We start from the raw sequence: 22193 nt of genomic DNA, 5'->3' as shown, positions 1-22193 counted from the left end.
GCGCCCACGGCGAAATCCGGGCAGCGGGCCCGCCTCGCCGTCGGGCCTGCGGGTAGAGTTGCCGGTGTTCGCCCAACCTGAGGAGATCGCGTGGAAATCCGCATCGGCATCATCAACACCGGTCGTGAGCTGAGCTTCGACACGTCCAGCAGCGCCGACGAGGTGCGCGCCCAGGTGACCTCGGCTCTCGAGCAGAACGCCAGCCACATCAGCCTCACCGACGCGAAGGGCAGCTCGTACATCGTGCCCACCGCGAACCTCGCCTACATCGAGCTGGGCACCGAGGAGTCGCGCCGCGTCGGCTTCGTCGCCTGACATGTACATCCTGCTCGCCGTGATCGCGGCGTGCTCGCTGGGCGTCGTCGTGCACTTCGCCATGCCGCGGCGCGAGCTGCGCGGCGCCGCGGTGACCCCGGCCATCGCGACGGCGACGACCGCAGCGATCTACACGATCATGCAGTGGACGGGAGTCACCGAAGGTGACGTCCTGCTCTGGGTGGCGAGCATCGGGTCGGGGATCCTCGTCGCCGCGGCAGCCACCGCGGCGCTCACTGCCCGGCGCGTGCGTCGCGATGCCGCCGAGAAGCAGTCGCTCGGCATCTGACGCGAGGCGGGCCGGAGGCCCGTCCGGGTCCGGATGCTACGAGGCGAGCCCCATGGCATCCATGCGCCGCGCGTGCGCGCCCATCAGCTCGGTGTAGACGGGCTCGATCCGCTGGTCGTCGGCGACGAGGCGGTCGGGCCGCAGCGCGTCACGGCACACCAGCAGGGTGTCGCCGACGAGGCGACGGCCCCACATAGACAGCAGCGAGCGCCACTCATCGTCGCTCTCGATGGTCTGCTGGATGATCGACACGATCTCCTCGCCCCCGTCATCCTGACGGAGGATCGCCGCGACGCGCTCCCCGGTCTCGCCGTAGCTCGCGGCGAGCGCGAGGTAGAAGTCGTCGAGCATGCCGGCGGTCAGATACACCGCGAGCAGCGTCTCCTCCTGTCGCTCGCCGATCGTCTTGCGGCGGAACTCGTCGAGGTTCTCCCGGAACGGGAGCATGACCTGGGTCGGATCGTCACCGCGTTCGGAGATCACCTGCACGATCGCGCGGTGCTTGTCGAGCGCTGCTCCGGCGGCGCGCGACAGCGCCTCCTTGCGACCAAGCTCCTGCGTGCCCCTGATGCCGCGGCTGAGCGTCTCGAAGTAGCCGAGCTGCAGGTAGGCGGCCTGACCGAGGAAGCGGTTCAGCTCGGGAGCGAGCTCGGCGAAGTCGACCCGCGTGGTGTCGCCCGTCTCGCCGCGGCTGCGCAGCTTCAGGGGGCGCCGCTGCGGCTTGCGCTTCCACAACCAGTTGACCACCCGCCCAGACTACTGGGCCCAGGGCCGTCCTCCGGTAGGCTTGTCCCGTCCTGCCATCGGAGCAGGGCCCCGCGCCTGTGGCATGCAATGAGACGGCGTGGATCCACAACGAGGCGCCGCTCGCGCGGCATGCACCGCGCACGCGCCGGACAGGCAAGAGAACACCGTGACTTCATTCGCTGATCTGGGAATCGATCAGGACATCATCGACGCGCTGGCTGCGAAGGGCATCGTCGACGCGTTCCCCATTCAGGAGCAGACCATCCCGCTCGGGCTTCCCGGCCAGGACATCATCGGACAGGCCAAGACCGGCACGGGAAAGACCTTCGGCTTCGGCATCCCCGTGGTGCAGCGTCTCGGAAAGGACCCCGAGCACGGCGTGAAGGCGCTGATCGTGGTGCCCACCCGTGAGCTCGCCGTGCAGGTCTATGAAGACATCGACCTGCTCACCTCGAACCGCTCGACCAGCGTCGTGGCCATCTACGGCGGCAAGGCGTACGAGGGCCAGATCGATCAGCTGAAGGCCGGCGCGCAGATCGTCGTCGGCACGCCCGGTCGCCTCATCGACCTCGCCAACCAGCGTCTGCTCGACCTGTCGAACGCCACCGAGGTCGTGCTCGACGAGGCTGACAAGATGCTCGACCTGGGCTTCCTCGCCGACATCGAGAAGATCTTCTCGAAGGTGCCCCCGGTGCGCCACACGCAGCTCTTCTCGGCGACCATGCCCGGTCCGATCGTCGCCCTCGCGCGACGGTTCATGTCGAACCCCATCCACATCCGCGCCAACGATCCCGACGAGGGGCTGACGCAGGCCAACATCAAGCACATCGTCTACCGCGCGCACTCGCTCGACAAAGACGAGATCATCGCCCGCATCCTGCAGGCCGAGGGCCGCGGCAAGACCGTGATCTTCACCCGCACCAAGCGCGCCGCGCAGAAGCTGGTCGATGAGCTCGGCGACCGCGGCTTCAACGTCGGAGGCGTGCACGGCGACATGGGCCAGGAGCAGCGCGAGCGCTCGATGGCGGCGTTCAAGGCCGGCAAGCGCGACGTGCTGGTCGCGACCGACGTCGCCGCTCGAGGCATCGACGTCGACGACGTCACGCACGTGATCAACCACACGATCCCCGACGAGGAGAAGACCTACCTGCACCGCGCCGGCCGCACCGGCCGTGCGGGGAAGACGGGCACGGCCGTGACCTTCGTCGATTGGGAGGACCTGCACAAGTGGGCTCTCATCAACCGCGCTCTCGAGTTCGGGCAGCCCGAGCCCGTCGAGACGTACTCGTCGAGCCCCCACCTGTTCAGCGACCTCGACATCCCGGCCGGCACGAAGGGTCGTCTCGTGACGGCACCCAAGGCCGAGAAGCCCGCGACCGAGCGTCGTCAGCGACAGCCGCAGAAGGCAGCGGATGCCGCAGCCGAGGGCACCGACGAGGGCACCACCCGTCGTCGTCGCCGCCGCCGTCGCGGCTCGGCTGAGGACAGAGTCGGCTCGACCTTCGCCGAGGGCGCAGAGCAGCAGGCCTCGGGCCACTCGGACGCAGCCGCCGTCGACCGGGACGCGGACGGCGCGGGCACGCACGACGGCGATGCGACCAGCGAGCACCGCGACGGCAAGCCGGCCCCGCAGCGCCGTCGCCGACGCCGCCGGAGCGGTGGTGCCGCTCCCAGCGGCGCCTGATCCGATCAGCTCATCGAGGCCTCTCCTGCCGGGCAGGAGGGGCCTCGATCGTCTCGCGGCTCGTGGGCTCCGGCTTCTGCGGCGGGTACACCCACGTCACGAGCACCACCGAGATGATCATCAGCAGGAACCACGACCCGAGCTTGCTGATCGACACGAGCTCCCACCCGTCGACCTGACCCGGGTACGCCCACGCCCCGGCCCATGTGCCGATGTTCTCGGCGAGCCAGATGAAGAATGCGACTCCCGCGAACACCGCCAGCAGCGGCAGACGGATGACCATTCTGCGGATGCGCGCGTGCATGACGGTCCGCCCCCAGAGCAGCACCACGGCGCCCAGCAGCACCCAGCGGGCATCCCACCAGAAGTGATGCGTGAAGAAGTTGATGTAGATCGCGGCCGCCACGACGGCAGTCATCCAGCGGCGCGGGTACCGATCGAAGCGCAGATCGAAGAGCCGGTGCACCCGCACCATGTACGAGCCGACGGCCGCGTACATGAACCCGCTGAACAGCGGCACACCCCCGATGCGCAGCATGCCCTCAGCAGCGTACGACCATGATCCGACGTCGGTCTTGAACAGCTCCATGATGGTGCCGGTGATGTGGAAGAGCACGATCACGCGCAGCTCGCGCAGCGTCTCGAGACGCAGCATCAGCATGAGCATCTGGATCAGCACTGCAGCGAGGGTCAGCAGGTCGTTGCGCGCCAGCGCGGCGCCATCGGGATAGAAGAGCCGAGCCGCGACGATGACCAGCAGCAGCGCAGCGCCGAAAGCGCACGCCCACGCCTGCTTGAGCACGAATACGACGAGCTCGATCGCTCCGGCTCGCACACCGCCTGCGGCGGCGTCGCGCAGCATACGGTCGGCGGTCTCGTCGATCCGCTGCTCGAGCGGCGTCCCCCATCGCATGCCGCGACGCTATCGACCGGGCCCGGGCGAGCGCAGGGAGAAGCCCGACAGAACGCCGAGCATCTCGATCGGGCGTCCGGGGTCAGGGCGTGCGAGGCGGCGTTCCGGTCGCGCGTTCGACGATGCGCGCGACCATCTCGTCGGCGGTCGTGTTCTCGCCGGGCCGGTTCGGCTTGCCCGCGCCGTGGTAGTCGCTCGAGCCCGTGACGACGAGATCGTGCCGTGAGGCGATTCCGCGCAGCAGTCGCTTGCCGTCCGGCGTGTTCTCCCGGTGATCGATCTCGAAACCGGCGAGCCCTTCGCCGATGAGCCGCTCGATGTACGACAACGGCATCATGCGATCTCGCCCGGCGGTGACGGGGTGTGCGATGATCGCCACTCCCCCGGCCCGGGTGATGAGCCGGACGGCGGTGAGGGGGTCGGGCGCGTAGTGGGGTTCGTAGTAGCCCTCGCGAGGATGCAGGATGCCGTCGAACGCCTCTGTTCGGTCGCGGACGATGCCCCGGGCGACGAGCGCGTCCGCGATATGCGGACGGCCGACCGTGGCATCCGGTGTCGTCTGCGCGAGCACGTCGTCCCAGTGCAGGTCGTAGTCGCGGCCGATGCTGCGCACGATCCGCTCCGCGCGACCGATCCGGTCGCTGCGGATGCGATCGGTCTCGGCGACGAGATCGGGGTCGTCGGGGTCGAAGAGGTACCCGAGCACGTGCACACTGCGCCACTCGTGCTTGGCGGAGAACTCCATCCCCGGCAGGAACGTCATGCCGAGGGCGACGGCGGCATCTCCCGCCTCCCTCCACCCGGTCGTGCGGTCGTGGTCGGTGAGGGCGGCAGTGCGGATGCCGTGGGCGTGCGCCTGACGCATCACCTCAGCCGGCGGCTCTGTGCCGTCGGAGTGGTTGGAATGCAGATGCAGGTCGCTCGGGCCCTCGAAGCGGGCGGAGGGGCCTGTGGTCATCCTCCGAGGGTACCGCCAGCGGCATCACAGCCGTCTCCCCTAGGCTTTCGGGCGATGCTACGACTCGTCGGAATCCTCTTCACCGTGCTGTTCGCCATCGCGACGGCGATTCTGATCTGGCCGCAGTTCTTCCAGCTCGAGATGACCTACCCGATCGCTCAGGTCGTCGCCTCACGCGCAGCGGCCCTGGTGGCCCTGCTGGTCGTCGCCGTGCTCGCCGCGCTTCTGCTGTTCGCGAGGCCGCTGCGCGGTCTCGCCGCATCGATCCTCATCGTGTCGCTGGTCGGCGCCGGCTCCATCGGCCTCATCGGCGCGCTGCGCGGGTACGGTGCAGACGCCCTGCCTGAGAAGACCGACGATGCCGTCCGGGTGCTGAGCTGGAACACCGCGGGCGCCGCGGTGTCGGCCGAGACCATCGCCGGCGTCATCGACGAGCAGCGGGCAGACATCGTGGCCCTTCCGGAGACATCCGAAGAGGTCGGCGAGAAGATCGCGATCATGATGCGCGAGTCCGGACGGCCGATGTGGGTGCACCACGTGAACATCCGTCCCGACGTGCCCAACGGCCCGCAGGCATGGCAGACGACGATCCTCATCTCGGCCGAGCTCGGCGAGTACTCGGTGATCGACTCGTCGCGCGACGGCTCGAGCAACACCGGGTCCGTGCCGAGCGCCGTCGCGATGCCGGTCGACGGCACAGGCCCCACGATCGTCGCGGTGCACGCCGTCGCCCCACGCGAGGACGCGATGGCCCAGTGGCGTTCCGACCTGGAATGGATCGCTGATCAGTGCCCGGAAGGCGAGTTCATCCTCGCCGGCGACTTCAATGCGACGCTGGATCACATGTCGTCGTTCGGCATCGACGGCGGCACGATGGGACGCTGCGTCGACGCCGCATCGCGCACCGGCAACGGCATGGTCGGCACCTGGCCCGCCACGCTTCCGCGCCTGGCCGGCGCGCCCATCGACCACATCATGTCGAGCCCGCAGTGGAAGGCCACCGGCACCCTGGTGCTCGCAGACGCGGGCGGCAGCGATCACCGCGCCCTCGTCGCCCAGCTGGAGCCGGCCGGCGCCGAGCGCTGAACGGCACCGACGGCGCGGATCAGGCGCGCAGGGCCTGCTCGATGTCCGCGAGCAGATCGGCGGAGTCCTCGATCCCGACCGAGAGACGCACGACCTCCTCGGGAACGGCCGCATCGGTTCCGCGCACGGACGCGTGCGTCATGGCGTCGGGGTAGTTCACCAGCGATTCGACACCTCCGAGCGACTCTGCGAGCTGGAACAGGCGCGTCGACTCGGCGAAGCGCCGCGCGGCCTCGCCCGACTCCAGTGCGACCGACACGATGCCGCCGAACGCCGACATCTGCCGCGCGGCGATCTCGTGGCCGGGGTGGGTGGCCAGGCCCGGATAGTGCACGCGTGCGACGCGCTCGTGCCCGGCCAGATACTCTGCGATCCTCACCGCGTTCTCGCTGTGCCGCTGCATGCGCACGTCGAGCGTCTTGATGCCGCGAGTCGTGAGCCAGGCGTCGAGAGGGCCTGACACCGCGCCGACGGCGAACTGCAGGAAGCCCACCCGCTCGGCGAGCGCATCGTCGTTCATCACGAGCGCGCCGCCGACCACGTCGGAGTGGCCGCCGAGGTACTTCGTCGTCGAGTGCACGACCACGTCTGCGCCGAGCAGCAGCGGCTGCTGCAGTGCCGGAGTCGCGAACGTGTTGTCGACGACGACGAGCGCACCCGCCTCGCGGCCGATCGCGGAGAGGCCGGCGATGTCGGTGATCCGCAGCAGAGGGTTCGACGGCGTCTCGACCCAGAGCATCCGGGGTGCGCGCTCGGCTACCGCGGTGCGCACGGCTTCGGCGTCGCTCATGTCGACGACGCGCAGGCGCACTCCCCACGGGCCGAGCACCCGGGCGAGCAGGCGGTACGTGCCGCCGTAGACGTCGTTGCCGAGCAGAACCTCGTCGCCCGGCGAGAGGACTGCTCGCAGCAGGGTGTCCTCGGCCGCAAGCCCCGATGCGAACGAGAAGGCATGCGCACCGCCCTCGATCGCTGCCAGCTGGGTCTGCAGCGCGGTGCGGGTGGGGTTGGCGCTGCGGCCGTACTCGTAGCCCTGGCGAAGACCCCCGATGCCGTCCTGGGCGTACGTGGTCGAGAAGTGCACGGGCGGGATGACCGCACCGGTGGTGGGGTCGAACTCCTGCCCCGCATGGACGGCGAGGCTGGCGAAGGCGCGGGCTGCGGTGGTCATCGTGTGCTCCTGGTGGGGTCGGTGCCTGCGGGGGCGGTGCTGCGTGCGGTCTGGGATGGGATGAGACCGGCGAAGCCGTGATCGGCGAGCCAGCCGTCGTCGTGGATCTTGGAGAGATAGCCGCGGCCGTGATCGGGCAGCAGCACGACCACCACGGCGCTGGCGGGAAGGTCTCGAGCGGTGCGCAGGGCCGCCACGACGGCCATGCCGGATGAGCCGCCGACGAGCAGACCCTCCTCGCGGGCCAGCCTGCGCGTCATGGCGAAGCTCTCGGCGTCCGGCACCCGCTCGAAGCGGTCGACGACCGACGGATCGAAGGTCTCGGGAACGAAGTCCTCGCCGACGCCCTCGACCGCATAGCCGTGCACGGGACCGCCGGAGTAGATCGACCCCTCGGGGTCGGCGCCGACGACGACGACGTCGCCCTGCTCCTTGAGGAAGCGTCCGGTGCCGCTGATCGTGCCGCCGGTGCCGATGCCGGCGACGAAGTGCGTCACCCTGCCGTCGGTGTCCTGCCAGATCTCGGGGCCGGTGGTCGCATAGTGTCCGCGTGGACCATTCTGGTTCGCGAACTGATTCGGCTTGAAGGCACCCGGGATCTCGCGAGCGAGGCGATCGGAGACGCTGTAGTACGACTCCGGATGCTCTGGCGGCACGTTCGCGGGTGTCATGACGACCTCAGCGCCGTACGCGCGGAGAACCGCCACCTTCTCGCCTGCGAACTTGTCTGGCACGACGAAGACCATCCGGTAGCCGCGCTGCAGAGCGACCAGCGCGAGACCGACGCCCGTGTTGCCGCTCGTCGGCTCGACGATGGTGCCCCCGGGGCGCAGCAGCCCGTCACGCTCGGCCGCGTCGATGATTCCGCGGGCGATGCGGTCTTTGGCCGATCCGCCCGGATTGAAGTACTCCACCTTCGCGAGCACCGTGGCGGCGACGCCGTCGGTGACGCGGTTCAGGCGGACGAGGGGCGTGCCGCCGACGAGGTCGGCGATGTGCGATGCGTAACGCATGAGAAGGTCCTGGATGTGTGGCCGCGCGCAGCGGGAGCGCTGCGCGAGTGCGGCATGCCGTCGGGGTCGTCGAAGATGAGCGCGGGGCGCTCAGCGACAACAGCGACAGGTGAAGGACACGCGCTCACGATAGCCGAACTCCTCCCGATCGCCAACCGCTGCGCCGCCTCGGATGCCGGTGCCGGTACTCCGGTGCGAGAATGGACACATGACCAGCGCAGACAACGACGCCGCCGTCGAGACCCCCGCCGAGGCCGTCGCCGAAGAGAAGAATCCCCGCAAGCAGCCGTTCCCCCGCGGGTTCCTCGACACCATCTCCACCGGATGGGCCGACCGCCCCGAGTCCATGCCCGCGCCGCGGGCCCAGGCGCCGTTCGCGGCCGCCCGCCGCGCCAAGGTGTCGGCGGCCTTCCCCGGCAAGCGCCTGGTCGTGCCGGCAGGATCGTTCAAGCAGCGCAGCAACGACACCGACTACCCGTTCCGCGCCCACTCGGCCTTCGTGCATCTGACGGGCTGGGCCAACGAGTCGGAGCCCGACTCGCTGCTCGTCTTCGAGCCGACCGACAACGGCCACGAGATCACCCTGTACTTCCGTGAGCGCGCTGACCGCACCACGAGCGAGTTCTACTCGGATGCCACGATCGGCGAGTTCTGGATCGGCCCCCGCCCCTCGCTCGCGGGCGTCGCCGCCGACCTCGACCTCGCCACCGCGCACGTCGACACCTTCGTCCCGGCTGACGACGACCTCGTCGTCGACGGGGACGAAGAGCTGACCCGCTTCGTCTCGGAGCTGCGACTCGTCAAGGACGAGTTCGAGATCGCCGAGATGCGTCACGCGGTCGCTGTCACCGCCTCCGGATTCGACGACATCATCCGCGACTTCGACCGGGCGGTCGCGCATCCCCGCGGCGAGCGCATCGTCGAGGGCGTGTTCCACCAGCGCGCCCGCAGCGATGGGCACTGGGAGGGCTACGACACGATCGCCGCGTCTGGTCACCACGCGTGCTACCTGCACTGGACGCGCAACGACGGCGCCGTCGTGCCGGGCGATCTCATCCTGATCGACGCGGGTGTCGAGGTCGACAGCCAGTACACCGCCGACATCACCCGCACCCTGCCGGTGAACGGCACGTTCTCCGACGTGCAGCGCCGGGTGTACGAGGTCGTGCTCGAGGCGGCGGATGCGGCGTTCGCCGCCGCCAAGCCGGGCGTGAGGTTCCGCACCGTGCACGAGGCCGCCATGGAGGTCATCGCGAAGCGCACCGCCGAGTGGGGTGTGCTGCCGGTGACCGCAGAGGAGGCGCTGGACGCCGACAACGGCGGCCAGCACCGTCGCTACATGGTGCACGGAACCTCGCACCACCTCGGCATCGACGTGCACGACTGCGCTCAGGCGCGCCGTGAGATGTACTACGACGGCGTCCTCGAGGAGGGCATGGTCTTCACCATCGAGCCCGGCCTGTACTTCCAGATCGACGATCTCACCGTCCCGCAGGAACTGCGCGGCATCGGCGTGCGCATCGAGGACGACATCCTGATGACCGCCGACGGCGCCGTCAACCTGTCGGCCGACATCCCGCGCACCGTCGAGGACGTCGAGGCCTGGATCGCCCGGCTGAAGGGCTGACCGGCATCCGGATGCATGAGGGCCAGCTGGCCGTCGACGAGGAACTCGCGGGCGAACTGATCGCCCGCGAGTTCCCGCGTCTCCGGGGGCTGCCCGTCGTCGCCCTGCCCGGTGCCGGGACGGTGAACGCGATCTTCCGTGTGGGCGCGGACGCGGCGGCGCGGTTCCCGCTGGCATCCGCGTCCGCCGCCGATCTCGAGACCGAGGCGGCGGCGCTGACGGAGTTCGCGCTGGCCTGCCCCCTCCCCGCGCCAGAGCCTCTCGGCGTGGGCCAGGGCGATGAGCGGTACCCGTCGGCGTGGTCGCTGCAGACATGGCTGCCCGGCGACGTGGCCGATCCGATCCGCTCCGCGCGCTCGTCGTCGCTCGCCGCGGATCTCGGCGGACTCATCCTCGCGCTGCGCGCGGTTCCGGTGGGCGGGCGCGTGTTCGACGGACATGGTCGTGGCGGAGTGCTCGCCGACCACGACGCGTGGATGACGCACTGTCTTTCTCAGAGCGCCGGCATCGTGGACGTCGGCCGCGTCGCTTCAGCCTGGGAAGCCCTTCGTTCCGTGCCCGTCGCAGGCGACCATGTGATGAGTCATCGCGACCTCACGCCCGCGAACCTGCTTGTCGCAGGCGCACGACTGACCGGAGTGCTCGACGGCGGCTCGTTCGGACCCGCGGACCGGTCTCTGGACCTCGTGTGCGCCTGGCATCTTCTGGATGCCGCACCGCGGAGCGCCCTGCGGGCGGCCATCGCCCCATCCGAGGACGAGTGGCGACGCGGCGCCGCCTGGGCGCTGCAGCAGGCGATGGGTCTGGTCTGGTACTACCGGGAGTCGAATCCGGCGATGGCCCGACTGGGACGCAGCACCGTGCGGCGCGTGCTCGAAGACCAGGACGTCGCCAGGGCCCCCTGAGGGAGTCTCCCGCCCGACCGTCGGCCCTCACCCTCCTGAGCGCACCTCCGCGATGAAATCGACCACCACCGGGGCAAGCCCTGCCCCCACCGCATCCGCTGGACGCGTGCTGCCCTTCACTTCGAACGAGTGCCCGCCGCCGTCGATCCAGGCGATCGTGGCATCCTGACACGACGCGACCGCCTCTTCGAGCTGCGAGAGCGGCTGCACGAACGGATCGTTCGTGCCCTCGACGAACAGCTGCGGCGGGCGCACGGCGGGAAGGTGCTCGACTCGCGGCTTCTCGGGCTTTCCCGGCGGGTGCAACGGGTAACCCAGGTAGACCAGCCCATCGACCTGCAGCCCCTCGGCCACGGCCATCGATGCCATCCGGCCGCCGTAGGACTTGCCGCACGCCCAGATCGCAGCATCCGGTCGCTCCGCCCGGATGCTGTCCACCACCGCACGCCAGGTCAGCACGGCGTGGGCTGCGGGTCCTGGCATCCGTCGACCCGCCTCGACGTACGGGAAGTTGAATCGCACCGTCGTGAAGCCCGAGACGCGCAGCGCCTCGGCGAATCCGACCAGGAACGGATGATCCATGCCCGCACCCGCCCCGTGGGCTATCGCGACGACGCCACGCGAGTCATCGTCGGGTTCGGACCACGCGGTGGTGACAGACACGGCCCCCGACGGCAGGTCGACCTCGACACCCATCACGCACTCCTCACGAACGGCACCCGCACCACCTCACCGCGGCGCGCACGACGCAGCGCCACGAGCACGACGACCAGATGCGTCACGCACACGACGATGTACAGCGCGAACGGGATGCCCTGCGGGAAGAAACCCGTCGCGGGCGCACTCGGCGTCGTCAGCCGAACCAGCCCGATCACCAGCTGGGCCAGCAGCAGCACTGTGGACGATACGAGGAACAGCCGGCCCCACGCACGCGCCGCGGCGGCATTCCGCTTCGCCAGCGGCCCCTGCCTCGACAGCGAGCCGTAGGCCGCGATCATGCCGCCGCCTGCGGCGAGCGCGCCGAGGAACGGGATCGGCACGAGCACCAGCATCCCCAGCGCCCACGCCGACGCGCCGGTCGCCACGCGACCTTCCGCCGTCATCGCAGATCGGTCGGCGGCGACGTCTCACCCTCGAAACCGGATTCAGGTCCGGATGCCGGGCCCGCAGCCGCTCCTGGATGCGCGGAGGTTCCTGATGCCGGGGCGCCGTCTCCCGGCTCGGTGCCGGGAAGCGGCGGCTTCGGCGGGATGACCGGGCCACCCGCCTGTCCGGGGGCCGGCTCCGTACCAGGGCCCTGCTCCGGCTCGACGGGCGGCTGCGGTGCCGGTGCGGGGTCGGCCACGGGCGGCGCGACCGGAGCCGCGGGGACGCCCTGCCCCGCCGGGGGCACCCGCTCGCCGTAGCGGGGCGGTTCACTCAGGTCGACGGGCGGGCGCACGGACTGCGGCCGCCCGGGACCGACCACCCCGCGGGCCTTGGCGAGAGAAGCAGCCTGCACGCGCACCTCGTAGTGCTCGGCGAGCATCTGCATCATGCTCGCGAAGTCGCGGCGCCGACGCACGATCGAGTACGTCACCAGGCTCATGATCATGCCCAGCGCGACGCCGATCAGCAGGAACCCGAGGAAGAGCGAGATCGGCGCATCGGGCGTGCCGAACAGCATGATGGCCGAGAGCAGCAGCCCGATCAGCACGCCGTTCGTCGCACCTGACCGCGCGGCCGCGGCGTACCCGAGCTTCCCCGTCACGCGCTCCACCGTGCGCACGCCCTCGCCCACGATGGCGATGTCGCGCGCCGGCACCTCACCCGCGATCAGCTTCGACACGATCTTCTGGGCCGCCTCGTAGTCCTTCGTCGAGGCGATCACCTCGCCGAGGTCGTTCCCGTTCACCGGTCGATTCAGCATGCTCATGCCGCCATTGTCCCATCGACGGCGGCGAGTCGTCACCCGCCGGGACGACACGATGCTCGCGGACTACGCTGGAACAGTGAGCACACAACGGGTCTTCGTCGCACGTCTGGCAGGTTGCGCCGTGTTCGATCCGGCCGGTGATCGCCTCGGCAAGGTCCGCGACGTCGTCATCGTCTATCGCAAGACCGCATCGCCCCGCGTGATCGGCCTCGTGATCGAGATCCCCGGGCGCCGACATGTGTTCCTCTCCATCGGGAGGGTCAACTCGATCCGCTCCGGCCAGGTCATCACGACAGGCCTCATCAACGTGCGTCGCTTCCAGCCCCGCCCCGGCGAGGTGCGCGTGGTCGCAGAGTTCCTCGGCCGCCGCGTCAGTCTCATCGACGGCGGTGGCACTGCGGTCATCGAAGACGTCGCCATCGAGCAGGACCGCCACGGAGAGTGGGGCATCACCCAGCTGTTCCTTCGGAAGGCGAAGACCAGCGCGTCGCCGTTCGCCAAGGGCCCCACCGCCTTCGCCGCATGGAACGAGGTCGCCGAGCTGCGCAAACCAGGCGAGGCGCAGTCGGCCGAGCAGCTGGTTGCCACCTACTCGGAACTGCACGCCGCCGACCTGGCGACGACCCTGCTCGACCTGCCGCAGGAGCGCCGTATCGAAGTCGCGGAGGAGCTGCCGGACGAGCGGCTCGCAGACGCCCTCGAGGAGATGCCCGAAGACGATCAGGTCGGCATCCTCGACAGGCTAGGCGACGAACGCGCCGCCGACGTGCTCGACGAGATGGAGCCTGACGACGCCGCCGACCTGCTCGCCCAGCTTCCGCCAGAGCGCCTCGAGCACCTCCTCGCCCTGATGGATCCGGAGGAGGCCGAGGACGTCCGGACGCTGCTGCGCTACGGCGCCGACACCGCCGGCGGTCTGATGACGCCGGAGCCGATCATCCTGTCCGCCGATGCGACGGTCGCCGAGGCGCTCGCCCTCATCCGCCGTCACGAGCTGCACCCGGCTCTCGCGGCGGCCGTGTTCGTCACGCTGCCGCCGTTCGAGACGCCGACCGGGCGCCTGCTCGGCGTGGTGCACTTCCAGAAGATGCTGCGCTATCCCCCGCATGAGCGCCTGGGTGCGATCCTCGACGAGTCCGTCGAGCCGGTCGCCGTGACCGCATCGGCCGCCGAGGTCGCCCGCATGCTCGCCAGCTACGACCTCGTCTCGCTGCCGGTGATCGACAGCGCGCACCGCCTCGTCGGCGCGATCAGCGTCGACGACGTGCTCGACTACCTGCTGCCCGACGACTGGCGGACCCATGACGCCGACGAGCCGACGGCTGGTGCCCGATGATGGCGCGTCCGTCGCGCGCGGCGCGTCTCGACACTCCAGGCACCCTCGGCACCACGCGCACGCAGGCGCCGTCGCGCGACCGCTTCGGCCGCTTCACCGAGTGGGTCGCGCGGGCCATGGGAACGCCGACCTTCCTCACGATCCTCACGCTGTTCTGCGCGCTCTGGATCGCATACACGATGCTGGCCGAGCAGAACGGCTGGTGGCGCTTCGACTCCGCCGCCCTCGGCTTCACCGCGCTCACGCTGATCCTGTCGCTGCAGGCGTCGTACGCTGCTCCCCTCATCCTGCTCGCACAGAACCGGCAGGACGACCGCGACCGCGTGCAGATCGAGCAGGACCGGCAGCGCGCCGAGCGCAACCTCGCAGACACCGAATACCTGGCGCGCGAGATCGTGGCGCTGCGCATGTCGCTCGAGGAGCGCTCGAACCAGCAGGTGACCCGCGACGTGCTGCGCCAGGAGCTGAAGGCGCTGCTCGCCGAGCTCAACGACGATGAGGGCGCAGCAGAGAACAGCCATGACGCTCGCTGACCGCGTCCGGACCGCCGTCGCCGCCGTCACCGATCCCGAGCTGCGACGTCCGATCGGCGACCTCGACATGGTGCGCGACATCGCCGTGGACGGCTCGACCGCCCGGGTCGCGATCGTGCTCACGATCGTCGGATGCCCTGCCGCTCAGCGCATAGAGCAGGATGTGCGGGATGCCGCAGCATCCGTCATGGGCATCGACGACGTGACGGTCGACGTCGGCGTCATGACGCCGGACGAACGTCGCGCGCTCACCGAGAAGCTCCGCGAAGGCCGCCCCGCACGCCAGATGCCGTTCGGCCCCGACTCGCTCACCCGCGTCATCCTCGTGTCCAGCGGGAAGGGCGGCGTCGGCAAGTCGACCGTGACCGCCAACCTGGCCGTGGCGCTCGCCCGGCAGGGTCTGCGCGTCGGCCTGGTGGACGCCGATGTGCACGGCTTCTCGATCCCCGGTCTGCTCGGGATCGCACCCGGCACGCAGCCGACGCGCATCGACGACCTGATGCTGCCTCCCGTCGCCCACGATGTGAAGACCGTGTCGATCGGGATGTTCCTGCGCGAGGGTGAAGCCGTGGTCGCCTGGCGGGGACCGATGCTGCACCGCACGGTTCAGCAGTTCCTCACCGACGTGTTCTTCGGCGACCTCGACGTGCTGCTGATCGACATGCCACCTGGCACCGGCGACATCGCGATCTCGATCGGCCAGATCCTGCCGCACGCGGAGGTGCTGGTCGTCACCACCCCGCAGCCTGCCGCCGCCGACGTGGCGATCCGCAGCGGGCTCGTCGCCAGGCAGACCGGCCAGCGCGTCATCGGCGTGATCGAGAACATGGCCGCGTTCGCCCTGCCCGACGGCACCCTGCTCGACCTCTTCGGCGAAGGCGGAGGCGCCAAGGTCGCGTCGGCACTCAGCGCCGACGGTGAGGACGTGCCGCTGCTGGCATCCATTCCGCTCAGCCCTGCCCTCCGCCGAGGCGGTGACCAGGGCATCCCGATCGTGCTCGGAGAGCCCGACGACGTCGCGGCCCGAGCCATCACATCGCTCGCCGAGGGGATCGCCCACCGTGGGCGCGGTCTCTCGGGCCGTGCGCTGCCGCTGCGGCTCGGCTGATCACCGGCCACGCGCCGACGGTCAGGTGGCTTCGACGTCGAAGGGCGGCGGAGTCTGCCGTGAGAAGTGAGTGCGGGCCATCCGCTGCCGCACCGGTGCGACCGGATCGGTCGCGACGGCGGTCGGCGCCGGAGCCGGATGCGCGTCGAACTCGGGCTCCTCGAACAGCGCGTCGCGGATGATCCGTCGGGGGTCATACTGACGAGGATCCAGCTTGCGCCAATCGACTTCGTCGATCTCAGGACCGAGCTCATCGCGCATCTTGCTCTTGGTCTCGCGCAGGTACTCCCCCGCGCGTCGCACGAACTTCGCGAACGTCTCTGCCGCCTTCGGCAGCCGCTCAGGGCCGATGATGATGACAGCGACAAGGCCGATCAGCAGCAGCTTGTCGAAGGTCAACCCCAGTTCCATCCCCCCAGGCTACCCGCCGCGCCTCCCCTTCCGAGTCGCTTCGGCCGCTTACGCTTGTCATGACCGGCTTTTCCGAGGAGAGACACCATGAGCGAGCACGACGCGAACGCCCGATTCGCGCGCGAGACCATCGTGGAACCCGCCGCGATCGCCCGTGCGCGAGCCCACGCACTCGAACTCGGAGCAGCCCCGATCAGTCCGGCGGTCGGCGCCCAGGTCGCCGTGCTCGCCGCGGCGACCGCTGCGCGCTCGATCGTCGAGATCGGCACGGGTGCCGGCGTCTCCGGACTGTGGCTGCTGCGCGGCGCGCCGCAGGCGGTGCTGACCACGATCGACAATGAGCCCGAGCATCTCGCGGCCGCCCGCCAGGCGTTCGCCGACGCACGCATCCCCGCAGCCCGCGGCCGGTTCATCACGGGTCGAGCCGCCGACGTGCTGCCGCGCATGAACGAGAGCGCGTACGACATCGTCCTCATCGACGCCGACGCCGAGAACGTCATCGAGTACGTCGAGCACGGTCTGCGGCTCGTGCGCACGGGCGGGCTCGTGCTGGTGCCGCGTGTTCTGCACGGCGGCCGCGTGGCCGACCCCGTGCAGCGGGACGCGGTGACAACGGCGTACCGCTCACTGGTGCAGGAGACGCAGGAATCGCAGGCCGTGCTCGCCGCGCTGTCGACCGTTGGCGAGGGGCTGCTGCAGCTCACCCGCATCGCGGAGTAGACCCGCAGCGGCCTCAGGACGCAGCAGAAGGGCGGTGGATCCGAAGATCCACCGCCCTTCTCGTCAAGCAGGTCAGGCGTTCACGACGGCTGCCAGCACGTCGTGAAGCTCCTTCGCCTCGGCGTCGTTCACGGAGACGACCAGTCGGCCGCCGCCCTCGAGCGGAACCCGCACGATGATGAGTCGCCCCTCCTTCACGGCCTCCATCGGTCCGTCGCCGGTCCTCGGCTTCATCGCTGCCATCGTGGCACCCTTTCCCTCGGTGGTATGCGTCAAGTTTATCGGTAGGCTCACAGGTTCGGCGTCCGCGAGTCACCGGGACGTCACGGCACCTGCCAGAAGGTCTGCGCCGAGCCGTACATCGCCAGGATCCACAGCAGCTGCAGCAGCAGGCAGACGAGAAGCACACCCCATCTGTATGCCCGCGAGCGCGGCACGGCGAGCGCTCCCGCGAGCGGCGTCAGCGGGAACAGCAGACGGAACGTGCTCGACTGCGGGAAGAACACCGCGAGAAGGTAGAGCACATAGCTCGCGCTCCACAGCCGGATGTCGACGCCGAGGCTGCGCACGTTCCTGGCGCGAAGCAGAGCGTATGCCGCGCCGATCACCAGGACCGCCAGGATCACCCAGCCCGCCCATGCAGGCATCCCCCACTGCGCGGCCCAGAACTCGGCGCCGCGCACGAACCCGTCGAAGGGAACGAAGTCGGCACTCGGGTCGACCAGCCAGTTCCGGCGCCACGAGAGCTCGGTCTTCAGGTACGCGCCGGGATCGCGCGTCACCGCTGCGGCGATCACCTGCCACGAGAAGCCGACCGCTGTGGTGAGAGCGCCGAGGGCCACGATGTGCACGACATCCCTCGCCGGCAGCGGTTCGCGTTCTCGTGCGGCCCAACGTGCGATTCCGTGCAGTCCGAGGAAGAGCGCGAAAGCGAGCACACCGGGCCGCGTGAAGCCCATCACCGGGATCAGCAGGTACAGCCACCCGTACCGGTGCCGAGACGCGAGGTCGAGAGCGATGAGCAGCAGCAGCACGAACAGGCTCTCGGCGTATCCCACCTGGAAGAGCGCCGCGAGCGGCCCGCAGGCGAAGAAGGCGACGGCCCACAGCGCCGCCGTCGAGCCGATCCTGCGACGGAGCAGCCTGTGCAGGGCAAGGCACGCGAGGAATCCGGCGACGAGCGACACCACCAGGGCACCCGCGCCCCAGTCCCCCAGTCCGACGAACTGCGACAGGTACGCGTACACGGGCATGAACGCCCACGCGTTCTCGGTCACCTGCCCGGCGTCGTTCAGCGGAAGCGTCGACGGATAGCCGAACACGGCGACGGTCCAGTACCACTGCGCGTCCCAGCCCAGAACGTAGTCGCCGAGCGTCGGCTGCATGCCGAACCGCGACCCCGGCGGGGATGACGCGGCGGCGATCGCGAAGAAACCGGTCGTGGTCAGCCGCGCGAGCAGATAGATGATCGCGATGCGGCCGGCGACCGGCATCCGTATCCAGGTGCGCAGGGCCGGGGTCAGGAGCCGCTGAGCCACGCGCGGAGTCCGCGTTCGACGTCCTCGATCTGCGAGACGGGTACGCGCTCCTCGTCGTGGTGCGCGAGGTGCGGGTCGCCGGGGCCGTAGTTGACCGCTGGTACGCCCATCGCCGAGAACCGCGCGACGTCGGTCCATCCGTACTTGGCGTGCGCCTCTCCCCCGACGGCGGCAAGGAACTGCTGGGCGATCGGGGCGTCGAGTCCTGGCCGCGCGCCGCCTGCCGCGTCGACGATCTCCACCTCGAAGCCCGCGAAGGCGCCGCGCACATGCGCCTCGGCGTCGGCCACGCTCTTGTTCGGGGCGAAGCGGTAGTTCACGTCGACCTCGCACAGATCAGGGATGACGTTGCCCGCCACACCTCCGCGGATGCTGACGGCGTTGAGTCCCTCGCGGTACCCGAGTCCTTCGACCGTGACCTCCCGCGCCCGGTACTCGGCGAGCCGCGACAGGATCGGAGCCGCCGCGTGGATCGCGTTCTCGCCGATCCACGAGCGGGCGCTGTGCGCGCGAACGCCGCGCACGCGGACCACAGCGCGCAGCGTGCCGTTGCAGCCGCCCTCGACGCGCCCGTCCGAGGGTTCGCCCAGGATCGCGAAGTCCGCCTCGAAGAGGTCTGGCCGAGCCTGCGCGAGCACGTTGAGTCCGTTCAGCGCGGCGTCGACTTCCTCGTTGTCGTACCACATCCAGGTGATGTCGACCGAGGGCGAGGTGAGCTCGGCGGCGAGCTTCAGCTGCACCGCCACGCCTGCCTTCATGTCGACGGTGCCTCGTCCCCAGAGGAACGGCACTCCGTCGATCTCGATGTCGCGGGTGGGCACGTTGTCGTTGATCGGCACCGTGTCGATGTGACCCGCGATCACGACCCGCTGCGCCCTGCCGAGATCCGTGCGGGCCACGACGGTGTTCCCGTGGCGCACGACCTCGAGGTGCGGGTACGCGCGCACGGCCGCCTCGATCTCGTCTGCGAGACGCGCCTCACCGCCCGACACGCTCGGGATGTCGCAGATCGTGCGAGTGAGTTCGAGAGAGGTTGCGGTCAGATCGAGCGCCATGTCCCCAGCCTAGCCACGTCGTCACAACTCCTCGGCCGTGTGTCGGGCCGCGTACCGTAGAGGCATGAGCACTGCACGCACGGTATGGGGCATCGGACTGAGCACGATCGCGTCGGACGGCACCGTCCTCGACGCCTGGTACCCCGAGGCCGGCTTCGGAGCCCAGGAGCCCGATGACGCCGCGGCGGCCGCCGCCACATGGGGCGCCTTCGCCGACGAGGACGAGCGCCGCGGCGTGACGATCGAGTTCGTGCAGCTCAGCATCGACCTCGACGCGCCGGTCACCTCGACCCCTGACGCGTACCTGCGTCTGCACGCGCTGTCGCGTCTGCTCGTGCGCCCGAACGAGCTCAGCCTCGACGGCATCTTCGCGCACCTGCCGAACAACGCATGGACGACCGCAGGCCCCATGCACCCCGACGACGCCGCGCGACTTCGCCCCGTGCTGCAGCGCCACGCCATTCAGATCCAGGGGCTCGACAAGTTCCCCCGCCTCACCGACTACGTGCAGCCGGCGGGCGTGCGCATCGCCGACGCCTCGCGGGTGCGCCTCGGCGCGCATCTCTCGCCCGGCACCACGGTCATGCACGAGGGCTTCGTGAACTTCAACGCAGGCACGCTCGGCGCGTCCATGGTCGAGGGACGCATCTCGCAGGGTGTCGTGGTCGGCGACGGAAGCGACATCGGGGGCGGCGCATCGATCATGGGCACGCTCTCGGGCGGCGGGCAGCACCGTGTGTCGATCGGCGCGCGCACCCTGCTGGGAGCCAACGCGGGAATCGGCATCTCGCTCGGCGACGACTGCATCGTCGAAGCCGGCCTCTACATCACCGCCGGCACCAAGGTCGTCATCGCCGACGCTCCCGTCACCCCCGACGGCGCTCGGCAGACCATCAAAGCCGCCGAGCTGTCCGGCCGCAGCGGGTTGCTCTACCGCCGCAACTCGCTGAGCGGCGCGGTCGAGGTCGTGCAGCGCTCGGGCCACGGTGTGACCCTGAACGAGATGCTGCACGCCTGATACGCCACAGCACCCGGAAGAGGGGCTGACGCAGCGGGCGAGGCACCCGGAACGGGCGTTCGTCCAGGTCGGCGCGGGCTGCGACTGTTAGGGTGGACTCGACGCCCCTCGCGAAGCGAGACGTCTGCGTCGTCGATACCCTTCCGCACCGGCATCCGGTATGCGGACATCTCGAGCGGCGAACCGATGCGTGAACCAGCGCCGTCGCCCATTCCCGCAGCCCCGCTGCGCCTTTCCCGGAGATACTCCTATGCCTTCCTTCATCGATCTCGGCGTGCCCGCCGCGCTGGCCGACGTGCTGGCCGCCGACGGCAAGACCGAGCCGTTCGCCATTCAGCGCGACACCCTTCCCGACTCCCTGGCCGGTCGTGACCTGCTCGGCCGCGGCCGCACCGGCAGCGGCAAGACGATCGCGTTCGCGCTGCCCCTGGTCGCTCGCCTCTCCGCATCAGGTGCCCGCCGCCAGGCCGGCCGCCCGCGCGGTCTGGTGCTCGCACCGACCCGCGAGCTCGCCACCCAGATCGCCGCGACGATCAAGCCTCTCGCCGAAGCCGTCGGCATGCGCGTCACCACTGTCTTCGGCGGTGTCAGCCAGCGTCCCCAGGAGCAGGCTCTCCGTGGCGGCGTCGACATCGTCGTCGCCTGCCCCGGCCGCCTCGAGGACCTCATGAAGCAGGGCGTCGTCTCGCTCGGCGCCGTCGAGGTCGCCGTGCTCGACGAGGCAGACCACATGGCCGACCTGGGCTTCCTGCCCGGCGTCACCCGCATCCTCGCCGCGACTCCCGCCGGTGGCCAGCGTCTGCTCTTCAGCGCGACGCTCGACCGGGGCATCGACGCTCTCGCCAAGCGCTTCCTCAGCAGCCCCGTCAGCCACGAGGTCGACGAGGCGAGCGTGCCTGTGGGCGAGATGACCCACCGGGTGCTCATCGCCTCGGACGCGGATGCCAAGAAGAAGCTCGTCGAGGACCTCGCGTCCGGCGTCGGCCGCCGCATCCTGTTCACGCGCACCAAGCATCACGCCAAGAAGCTCGCCAAGCAGCTGACCTCCGCGGGCATCCCGTCGGTCGACCTGCACGGCAACCTCGGCCAGAACGCGCGTGAGCGCAACCTCGCAGCCTTCGGCGCCGACCCCGCGAACGGCGGGGTGCGGGTTCTCGTCGCGACCGACGTCGCCGCCCGTGGCGTGCATGTCGATGACGTCGAGCTCGTCGTGCACGTCGACCCGCCCGTCGAGCACAAGGCGTACCTGCACCGCTCGGGCCGCACCGCGCGCGCCGGAGCCGCAGGCACGGTCGTCACGCTGATGCTGCCCGAGCAGCGTCGTGACGTGAAGGACATTCTGCGGAAGGCCCAGATCACCGTCGGACTCGAAGACGTGACCCCGGCGATCGTCGAGGAGCTCGTCGGCGAGCGAGCACCGAAGATCAAGACGGTTCCGGTCGCGCAGCAGCAGAACAAGCCGAAGTCGAAGCCGGCCGCCAGGGGCGGTGCAGCGGATGCCTCGCAGCCCGGTTCACGTGACGGCGGCCGTCGCCGTCGCGGCCGCGGGAACGGCGGCGACGCCGCCCGCCGCACCGACACCGCTCAGCGGGCGGACAGCGGTCAGCGGCAGAACGCAGGCCAGCGCCAGGGCGGATCATCGCGTCACGAAGCGGGCCGTGCGGACGCCGGTCGCTCACGCTCGCAGGGCAGCCAGGCCCGGTACTCCACGCAGACCGGCGCCCCGGCGACCCACTCGCGTCAAGGCGACCAGGGTGCCGCCCGGGCGCGCGCCGGCTCGCGTCGTGCAAGCCGCCCCCAGGGACGCTGACCGACAGGACACCGACCGCAGAGCGGCCCGCTGAAGAACCT

General features: G+C 70.1%; 24 protein-coding genes. 12 read left to right on the top strand and 12 right to left on the bottom strand.

Annotated elements, in window-relative coordinates; genetic code table 11:
• Positions 1–90 precede the first annotated feature (90 nt).
• Both JOE67_RS13460 and JOE67_RS13455 read left to right on the top strand, forming a co-directional pair.
• Complete coding sequence (locus tag JOE67_RS13460) at positions 91–315, top strand: DUF3107 domain-containing protein (RefSeq protein WP_182252702.1); 225 nt, start codon at positions 91–93, stop codon at positions 313–315.
• A gap of 1 nt (position 316) precedes the next feature.
• On the top strand, positions 317–604 hold the full coding sequence (locus JOE67_RS13455; RefSeq protein WP_204976039.1) for a hypothetical protein: 288 nt from the start codon (positions 317–319) through the stop codon (positions 602–604).
• Positions 605–640: 36 nt separating this feature from the next.
• Here the strand turns inward: JOE67_RS13455 and JOE67_RS13450 are convergent, their stop codons facing one another.
• Positions 641–1351 (bottom strand): ferritin-like fold-containing protein, encoded by a 711-nt coding sequence (locus JOE67_RS13450; protein WP_204976038.1) that lies wholly within the window; start codon positions 1349–1351, stop codon positions 641–643.
• A gap of 166 nt (positions 1352–1517) precedes the next feature.
• Between JOE67_RS13450 and JOE67_RS13445 the strand changes: the two genes are divergently transcribed.
• The gene (locus JOE67_RS13445) at positions 1518–3035 is read left to right on the top strand and encodes a DEAD/DEAH box helicase (protein ID WP_204976037.1); all 1518 of its coding nucleotides are present in this window, start codon (positions 1518–1520) and stop codon (positions 3033–3035) included.
• Between the two features lie 10 nt (positions 3036–3045).
• Here JOE67_RS13445 and JOE67_RS13440 read toward each other — a convergent pair whose 3' ends face one another.
• Together JOE67_RS13440 and JOE67_RS13435 are read right to left on the bottom strand one after the other, a co-directional pair.
• Complete coding sequence (locus tag JOE67_RS13440) at positions 3046–3948, bottom strand: DUF817 domain-containing protein (RefSeq protein ID WP_204976036.1); 903 nt, start codon at positions 3946–3948, stop codon at positions 3046–3048.
• Positions 3949–4030: 82 nt separating this feature from the next.
• Positions 4031–4906, bottom strand: coding sequence for a PHP domain-containing protein (locus JOE67_RS13435; RefSeq protein ID WP_204976035.1), 876 nt, complete (start codon positions 4904–4906; stop codon positions 4031–4033).
• Positions 4907–4960: 54 nt separating this feature from the next.
• Here JOE67_RS13435 and JOE67_RS13430 point away from each other — a divergent pair, with 54 nt between their 5' ends.
• Entirely contained in the window at positions 4961–5992 is a 1032-nt protein-coding gene (locus JOE67_RS13430) for an endonuclease/exonuclease/phosphatase family protein (protein WP_204976034.1), read from the top strand.
• 19 nt (positions 5993–6011) lie between these two features.
• Here JOE67_RS13430 and JOE67_RS13425 read toward each other — a convergent pair whose 3' ends face one another.
• Together JOE67_RS13425 and JOE67_RS13420 are read right to left on the bottom strand one after the other, a co-directional pair.
• Complete coding sequence (locus JOE67_RS13425) at positions 6012–7163, bottom strand: cystathionine gamma-synthase (RefSeq protein ID WP_204976033.1); 1152 nt, start codon at positions 7161–7163, stop codon at positions 6012–6014.
• Positions 7160–8176, bottom strand: coding sequence for a PLP-dependent cysteine synthase family protein (locus JOE67_RS13420; RefSeq protein ID WP_204976032.1), 1017 nt, complete (start codon positions 8174–8176; stop codon positions 7160–7162). Before JOE67_RS13420 ends, JOE67_RS13425 begins: the two co-directional genes overlap by 4 nt.
• A 208-nt stretch (positions 8177–8384) precedes the next feature.
• Here JOE67_RS13420 and JOE67_RS13415 point away from each other — a divergent pair, with 208 nt between their 5' ends.
• Positions 8385–9803, top strand: a complete 1419-nt coding sequence (locus JOE67_RS13415) for an aminopeptidase P family protein (protein ID WP_204976031.1) — start codon at positions 8385–8387, stop codon at positions 9801–9803.
• Positions 9804–9814: 11 nt separating this feature from the next.
• A complete protein-coding gene (locus tag JOE67_RS13410; protein ID WP_204976030.1) occupies positions 9815–10708 on the top strand; it encodes a phosphotransferase in 894 nt (297 codons plus the stop codon).
• 27 nt (positions 10709–10735) lie between these two features.
• Here the strand turns inward: JOE67_RS13410 and JOE67_RS13405 are convergent, their stop codons facing one another.
• Genes JOE67_RS13405 through JOE67_RS13395 form a run of 3 tightly spaced genes read right to left on the bottom strand, consistent with a single transcriptional unit; the run spans position 10736 to position 12623 of the window.
• A complete protein-coding gene (locus tag JOE67_RS13405) occupies positions 10736–11404 on the bottom strand; it encodes an alpha/beta hydrolase family protein (RefSeq protein ID WP_204976029.1) in 669 nt (222 codons plus the stop codon).
• Positions 11404–11811, bottom strand: coding sequence for a magnetosome magnetite crystal formation protein family (locus JOE67_RS13400; protein WP_204976028.1), 408 nt, complete (start codon positions 11809–11811; stop codon positions 11404–11406). The genes JOE67_RS13405 and JOE67_RS13400 overlap by 1 nt, the downstream gene beginning before the upstream one ends.
• Entirely contained in the window at positions 11808–12623 is an 816-nt protein-coding gene (locus tag JOE67_RS13395; protein ID WP_239528152.1) for a YflT domain-containing protein, read from the bottom strand. The genes JOE67_RS13400 and JOE67_RS13395 overlap by 4 nt, the downstream gene beginning before the upstream one ends.
• A 76-nt stretch (positions 12624–12699) precedes the next feature.
• Between JOE67_RS13395 and JOE67_RS13390 the strand changes: the two genes are divergently transcribed.
• From JOE67_RS13390 to JOE67_RS13380, 3 genes are read left to right on the top strand one after another with little or no spacing between them, the layout of a single operon-like run.
• Positions 12700–13959: a magnesium transporter MgtE N-terminal domain-containing protein gene (locus tag JOE67_RS13390; RefSeq protein WP_204976027.1), complete on the top strand. Its 1260-nt coding sequence runs from the start codon at positions 12700–12702 to the stop codon at positions 13957–13959.
• Positions 13959–14492 (top strand): DUF1003 domain-containing protein, encoded by a 534-nt coding sequence (locus tag JOE67_RS13385; protein WP_204977072.1) that lies wholly within the window; start codon positions 13959–13961, stop codon positions 14490–14492. Before JOE67_RS13390 ends, JOE67_RS13385 begins: the two co-directional genes overlap by 1 nt.
• The gene (locus tag JOE67_RS13380) at positions 14479–15600 is read left to right on the top strand and encodes an Mrp/NBP35 family ATP-binding protein (protein WP_204976026.1); all 1122 of its coding nucleotides are present in this window, start codon (positions 14479–14481) and stop codon (positions 15598–15600) included. Before JOE67_RS13385 ends, JOE67_RS13380 begins: the two co-directional genes overlap by 14 nt.
• A gap of 21 nt (positions 15601–15621) precedes the next feature.
• Here the strand turns inward: JOE67_RS13380 and JOE67_RS13375 are convergent, their stop codons facing one another.
• Positions 15622–16011, bottom strand: a complete 390-nt coding sequence (locus JOE67_RS13375; RefSeq protein WP_204976025.1) for a twin-arginine translocase TatA/TatE family subunit — start codon at positions 16009–16011, stop codon at positions 15622–15624.
• An 87-nt stretch (positions 16012–16098) separates the two neighbouring features.
• On the opposite strand from JOE67_RS13375, the gene JOE67_RS13370 reads away from it, so the two are divergent.
• On the top strand, positions 16099–16731 hold the full coding sequence (locus tag JOE67_RS13370; RefSeq protein WP_204976024.1) for an O-methyltransferase: 633 nt from the start codon (positions 16099–16101) through the stop codon (positions 16729–16731).
• Positions 16732–16803: 72 nt separating this feature from the next.
• Here JOE67_RS13370 and JOE67_RS13365 read toward each other — a convergent pair whose 3' ends face one another.
• From JOE67_RS13365 to dapE, 3 genes are all read right to left on the bottom strand, one after another.
• On the bottom strand, positions 16804–16974 hold the full coding sequence (locus tag JOE67_RS13365; protein ID WP_182252669.1) for a DUF3117 domain-containing protein: 171 nt from the start codon (positions 16972–16974) through the stop codon (positions 16804–16806).
• Positions 16975–17054: 80 nt separating this feature from the next.
• Complete coding sequence (locus JOE67_RS13360) at positions 17055–18269, bottom strand: hypothetical protein (RefSeq protein ID WP_338041613.1); 1215 nt, start codon at positions 18267–18269, stop codon at positions 17055–17057.
• A complete protein-coding gene (dapE, locus tag JOE67_RS13355; RefSeq protein WP_204976023.1) occupies positions 18251–19324 on the bottom strand; it encodes a succinyl-diaminopimelate desuccinylase in 1074 nt (357 codons plus the stop codon). Before dapE ends, JOE67_RS13360 begins: the two co-directional genes overlap by 19 nt.
• A gap of 64 nt (positions 19325–19388) precedes the next feature.
• On the opposite strand from dapE, the gene dapD reads away from it, so the two are divergent.
• Positions 19389–20342 carry a 2,3,4,5-tetrahydropyridine-2,6-dicarboxylate N-succinyltransferase gene (gene dapD / locus JOE67_RS13350; protein WP_204976022.1) on the top strand — a complete coding sequence of 318 codons (954 nt, stop codon included), beginning with the start codon at positions 19389–19391 and terminating at the stop codon, positions 20340–20342.
• Between the two features lie 250 nt (positions 20343–20592).
• Positions 20593–22152, top strand: coding sequence for a DEAD/DEAH box helicase (locus tag JOE67_RS13345; RefSeq protein ID WP_204976021.1), 1560 nt, complete (start codon positions 20593–20595; stop codon positions 22150–22152).
• The last annotated feature ends 41 nt before the right edge of the window (positions 22153–22193 follow it).

The organism is Microbacterium esteraromaticum (genome assembly GCF_016907315.1).
In the GTDB taxonomy this organism is placed as follows: Bacteria; Actinomycetota; Actinomycetes; order Actinomycetales; family Microbacteriaceae; genus Microbacterium; species Microbacterium esteraromaticum.
The sequence above is the reverse complement of the archived record's forward strand: the minus strand, read 5'-3'. Positions and strand labels throughout refer to the sequence as shown.

Bases quoted from the DNA above. Each gene is read 5' to 3' on its own strand.
- JOE67_RS13455 (WP_204976039.1), top strand. From the start codon at position 317: ATGTACATCCTGCTCGCCGTGATCGCGGCGTGCTCGCTGGGCGTCGTC.
- JOE67_RS13440 (WP_204976036.1), bottom strand. From the start codon at position 3,948: ATGCGATGGGGGACGCCGCTCGAGCAGCGGATCGACGAGACCGCCGAC.
- JOE67_RS13435 (WP_204976035.1), bottom strand. From the start codon at position 4,906: ATGACCACAGGCCCCTCCGCCCGCTTCGAGGGCCCGAGCGACCTGCAT.
- JOE67_RS13430 (WP_204976034.1), top strand. From the start codon at position 4,961: ATGCTACGACTCGTCGGAATCCTCTTCACCGTGCTGTTCGCCATCGCG.
- JOE67_RS13425 (WP_204976033.1), bottom strand. From the start codon at position 7,163: ATGACCACCGCAGCCCGCGCCTTCGCCAGCCTCGCCGTCCATGCGGGG.
- JOE67_RS13420 (WP_204976032.1), bottom strand. From the start codon at position 8,176: ATGCGTTACGCATCGCACATCGCCGACCTCGTCGGCGGCACGCCCCTC.
- JOE67_RS13415 (WP_204976031.1), top strand. From the start codon at position 8,385: ATGACCAGCGCAGACAACGACGCCGCCGTCGAGACCCCCGCCGAGGCC.
- JOE67_RS13410 (WP_204976030.1), top strand. From the start codon at position 9,815: ATGCATGAGGGCCAGCTGGCCGTCGACGAGGAACTCGCGGGCGAACTG.
- JOE67_RS13405 (WP_204976029.1), bottom strand. From the start codon at position 11,404: ATGGGTGTCGAGGTCGACCTGCCGTCGGGGGCCGTGTCTGTCACCACC.
- JOE67_RS13400 (WP_204976028.1), bottom strand. From the start codon at position 11,811: ATGACGGCGGAAGGTCGCGTGGCGACCGGCGCGTCGGCGTGGGCGCTG.
- JOE67_RS13395 (WP_239528152.1), bottom strand. From the start codon at position 12,623: ATGAGCATGCTGAATCGACCGGTGAACGGGAACGACCTCGGCGAGGTG.
- JOE67_RS13385 (WP_204977072.1), top strand. From the start codon at position 13,959: ATGGCGCGTCCGTCGCGCGCGGCGCGTCTCGACACTCCAGGCACCCTC.
- JOE67_RS13380 (WP_204976026.1), top strand. From the start codon at position 14,479: ATGACGCTCGCTGACCGCGTCCGGACCGCCGTCGCCGCCGTCACCGAT.
- JOE67_RS13375 (WP_204976025.1), bottom strand. From the start codon at position 16,011: ATGGAACTGGGGTTGACCTTCGACAAGCTGCTGCTGATCGGCCTTGTC.
- JOE67_RS13370 (WP_204976024.1), top strand. From the start codon at position 16,099: ATGAGCGAGCACGACGCGAACGCCCGATTCGCGCGCGAGACCATCGTG.
- JOE67_RS13365 (WP_182252669.1), bottom strand. From the start codon at position 16,974: ATGGCAGCGATGAAGCCGAGGACCGGCGACGGACCGATGGAGGCCGTG.
- dapE (WP_204976023.1), bottom strand. From the start codon at position 19,324: ATGGCGCTCGATCTGACCGCAACCTCTCTCGAACTCACTCGCACGATC.
- dapD (WP_204976022.1), top strand. From the start codon at position 19,389: ATGAGCACTGCACGCACGGTATGGGGCATCGGACTGAGCACGATCGCG.
- JOE67_RS13345 (WP_204976021.1), top strand. From the start codon at position 20,593: ATGCCTTCCTTCATCGATCTCGGCGTGCCCGCCGCGCTGGCCGACGTG.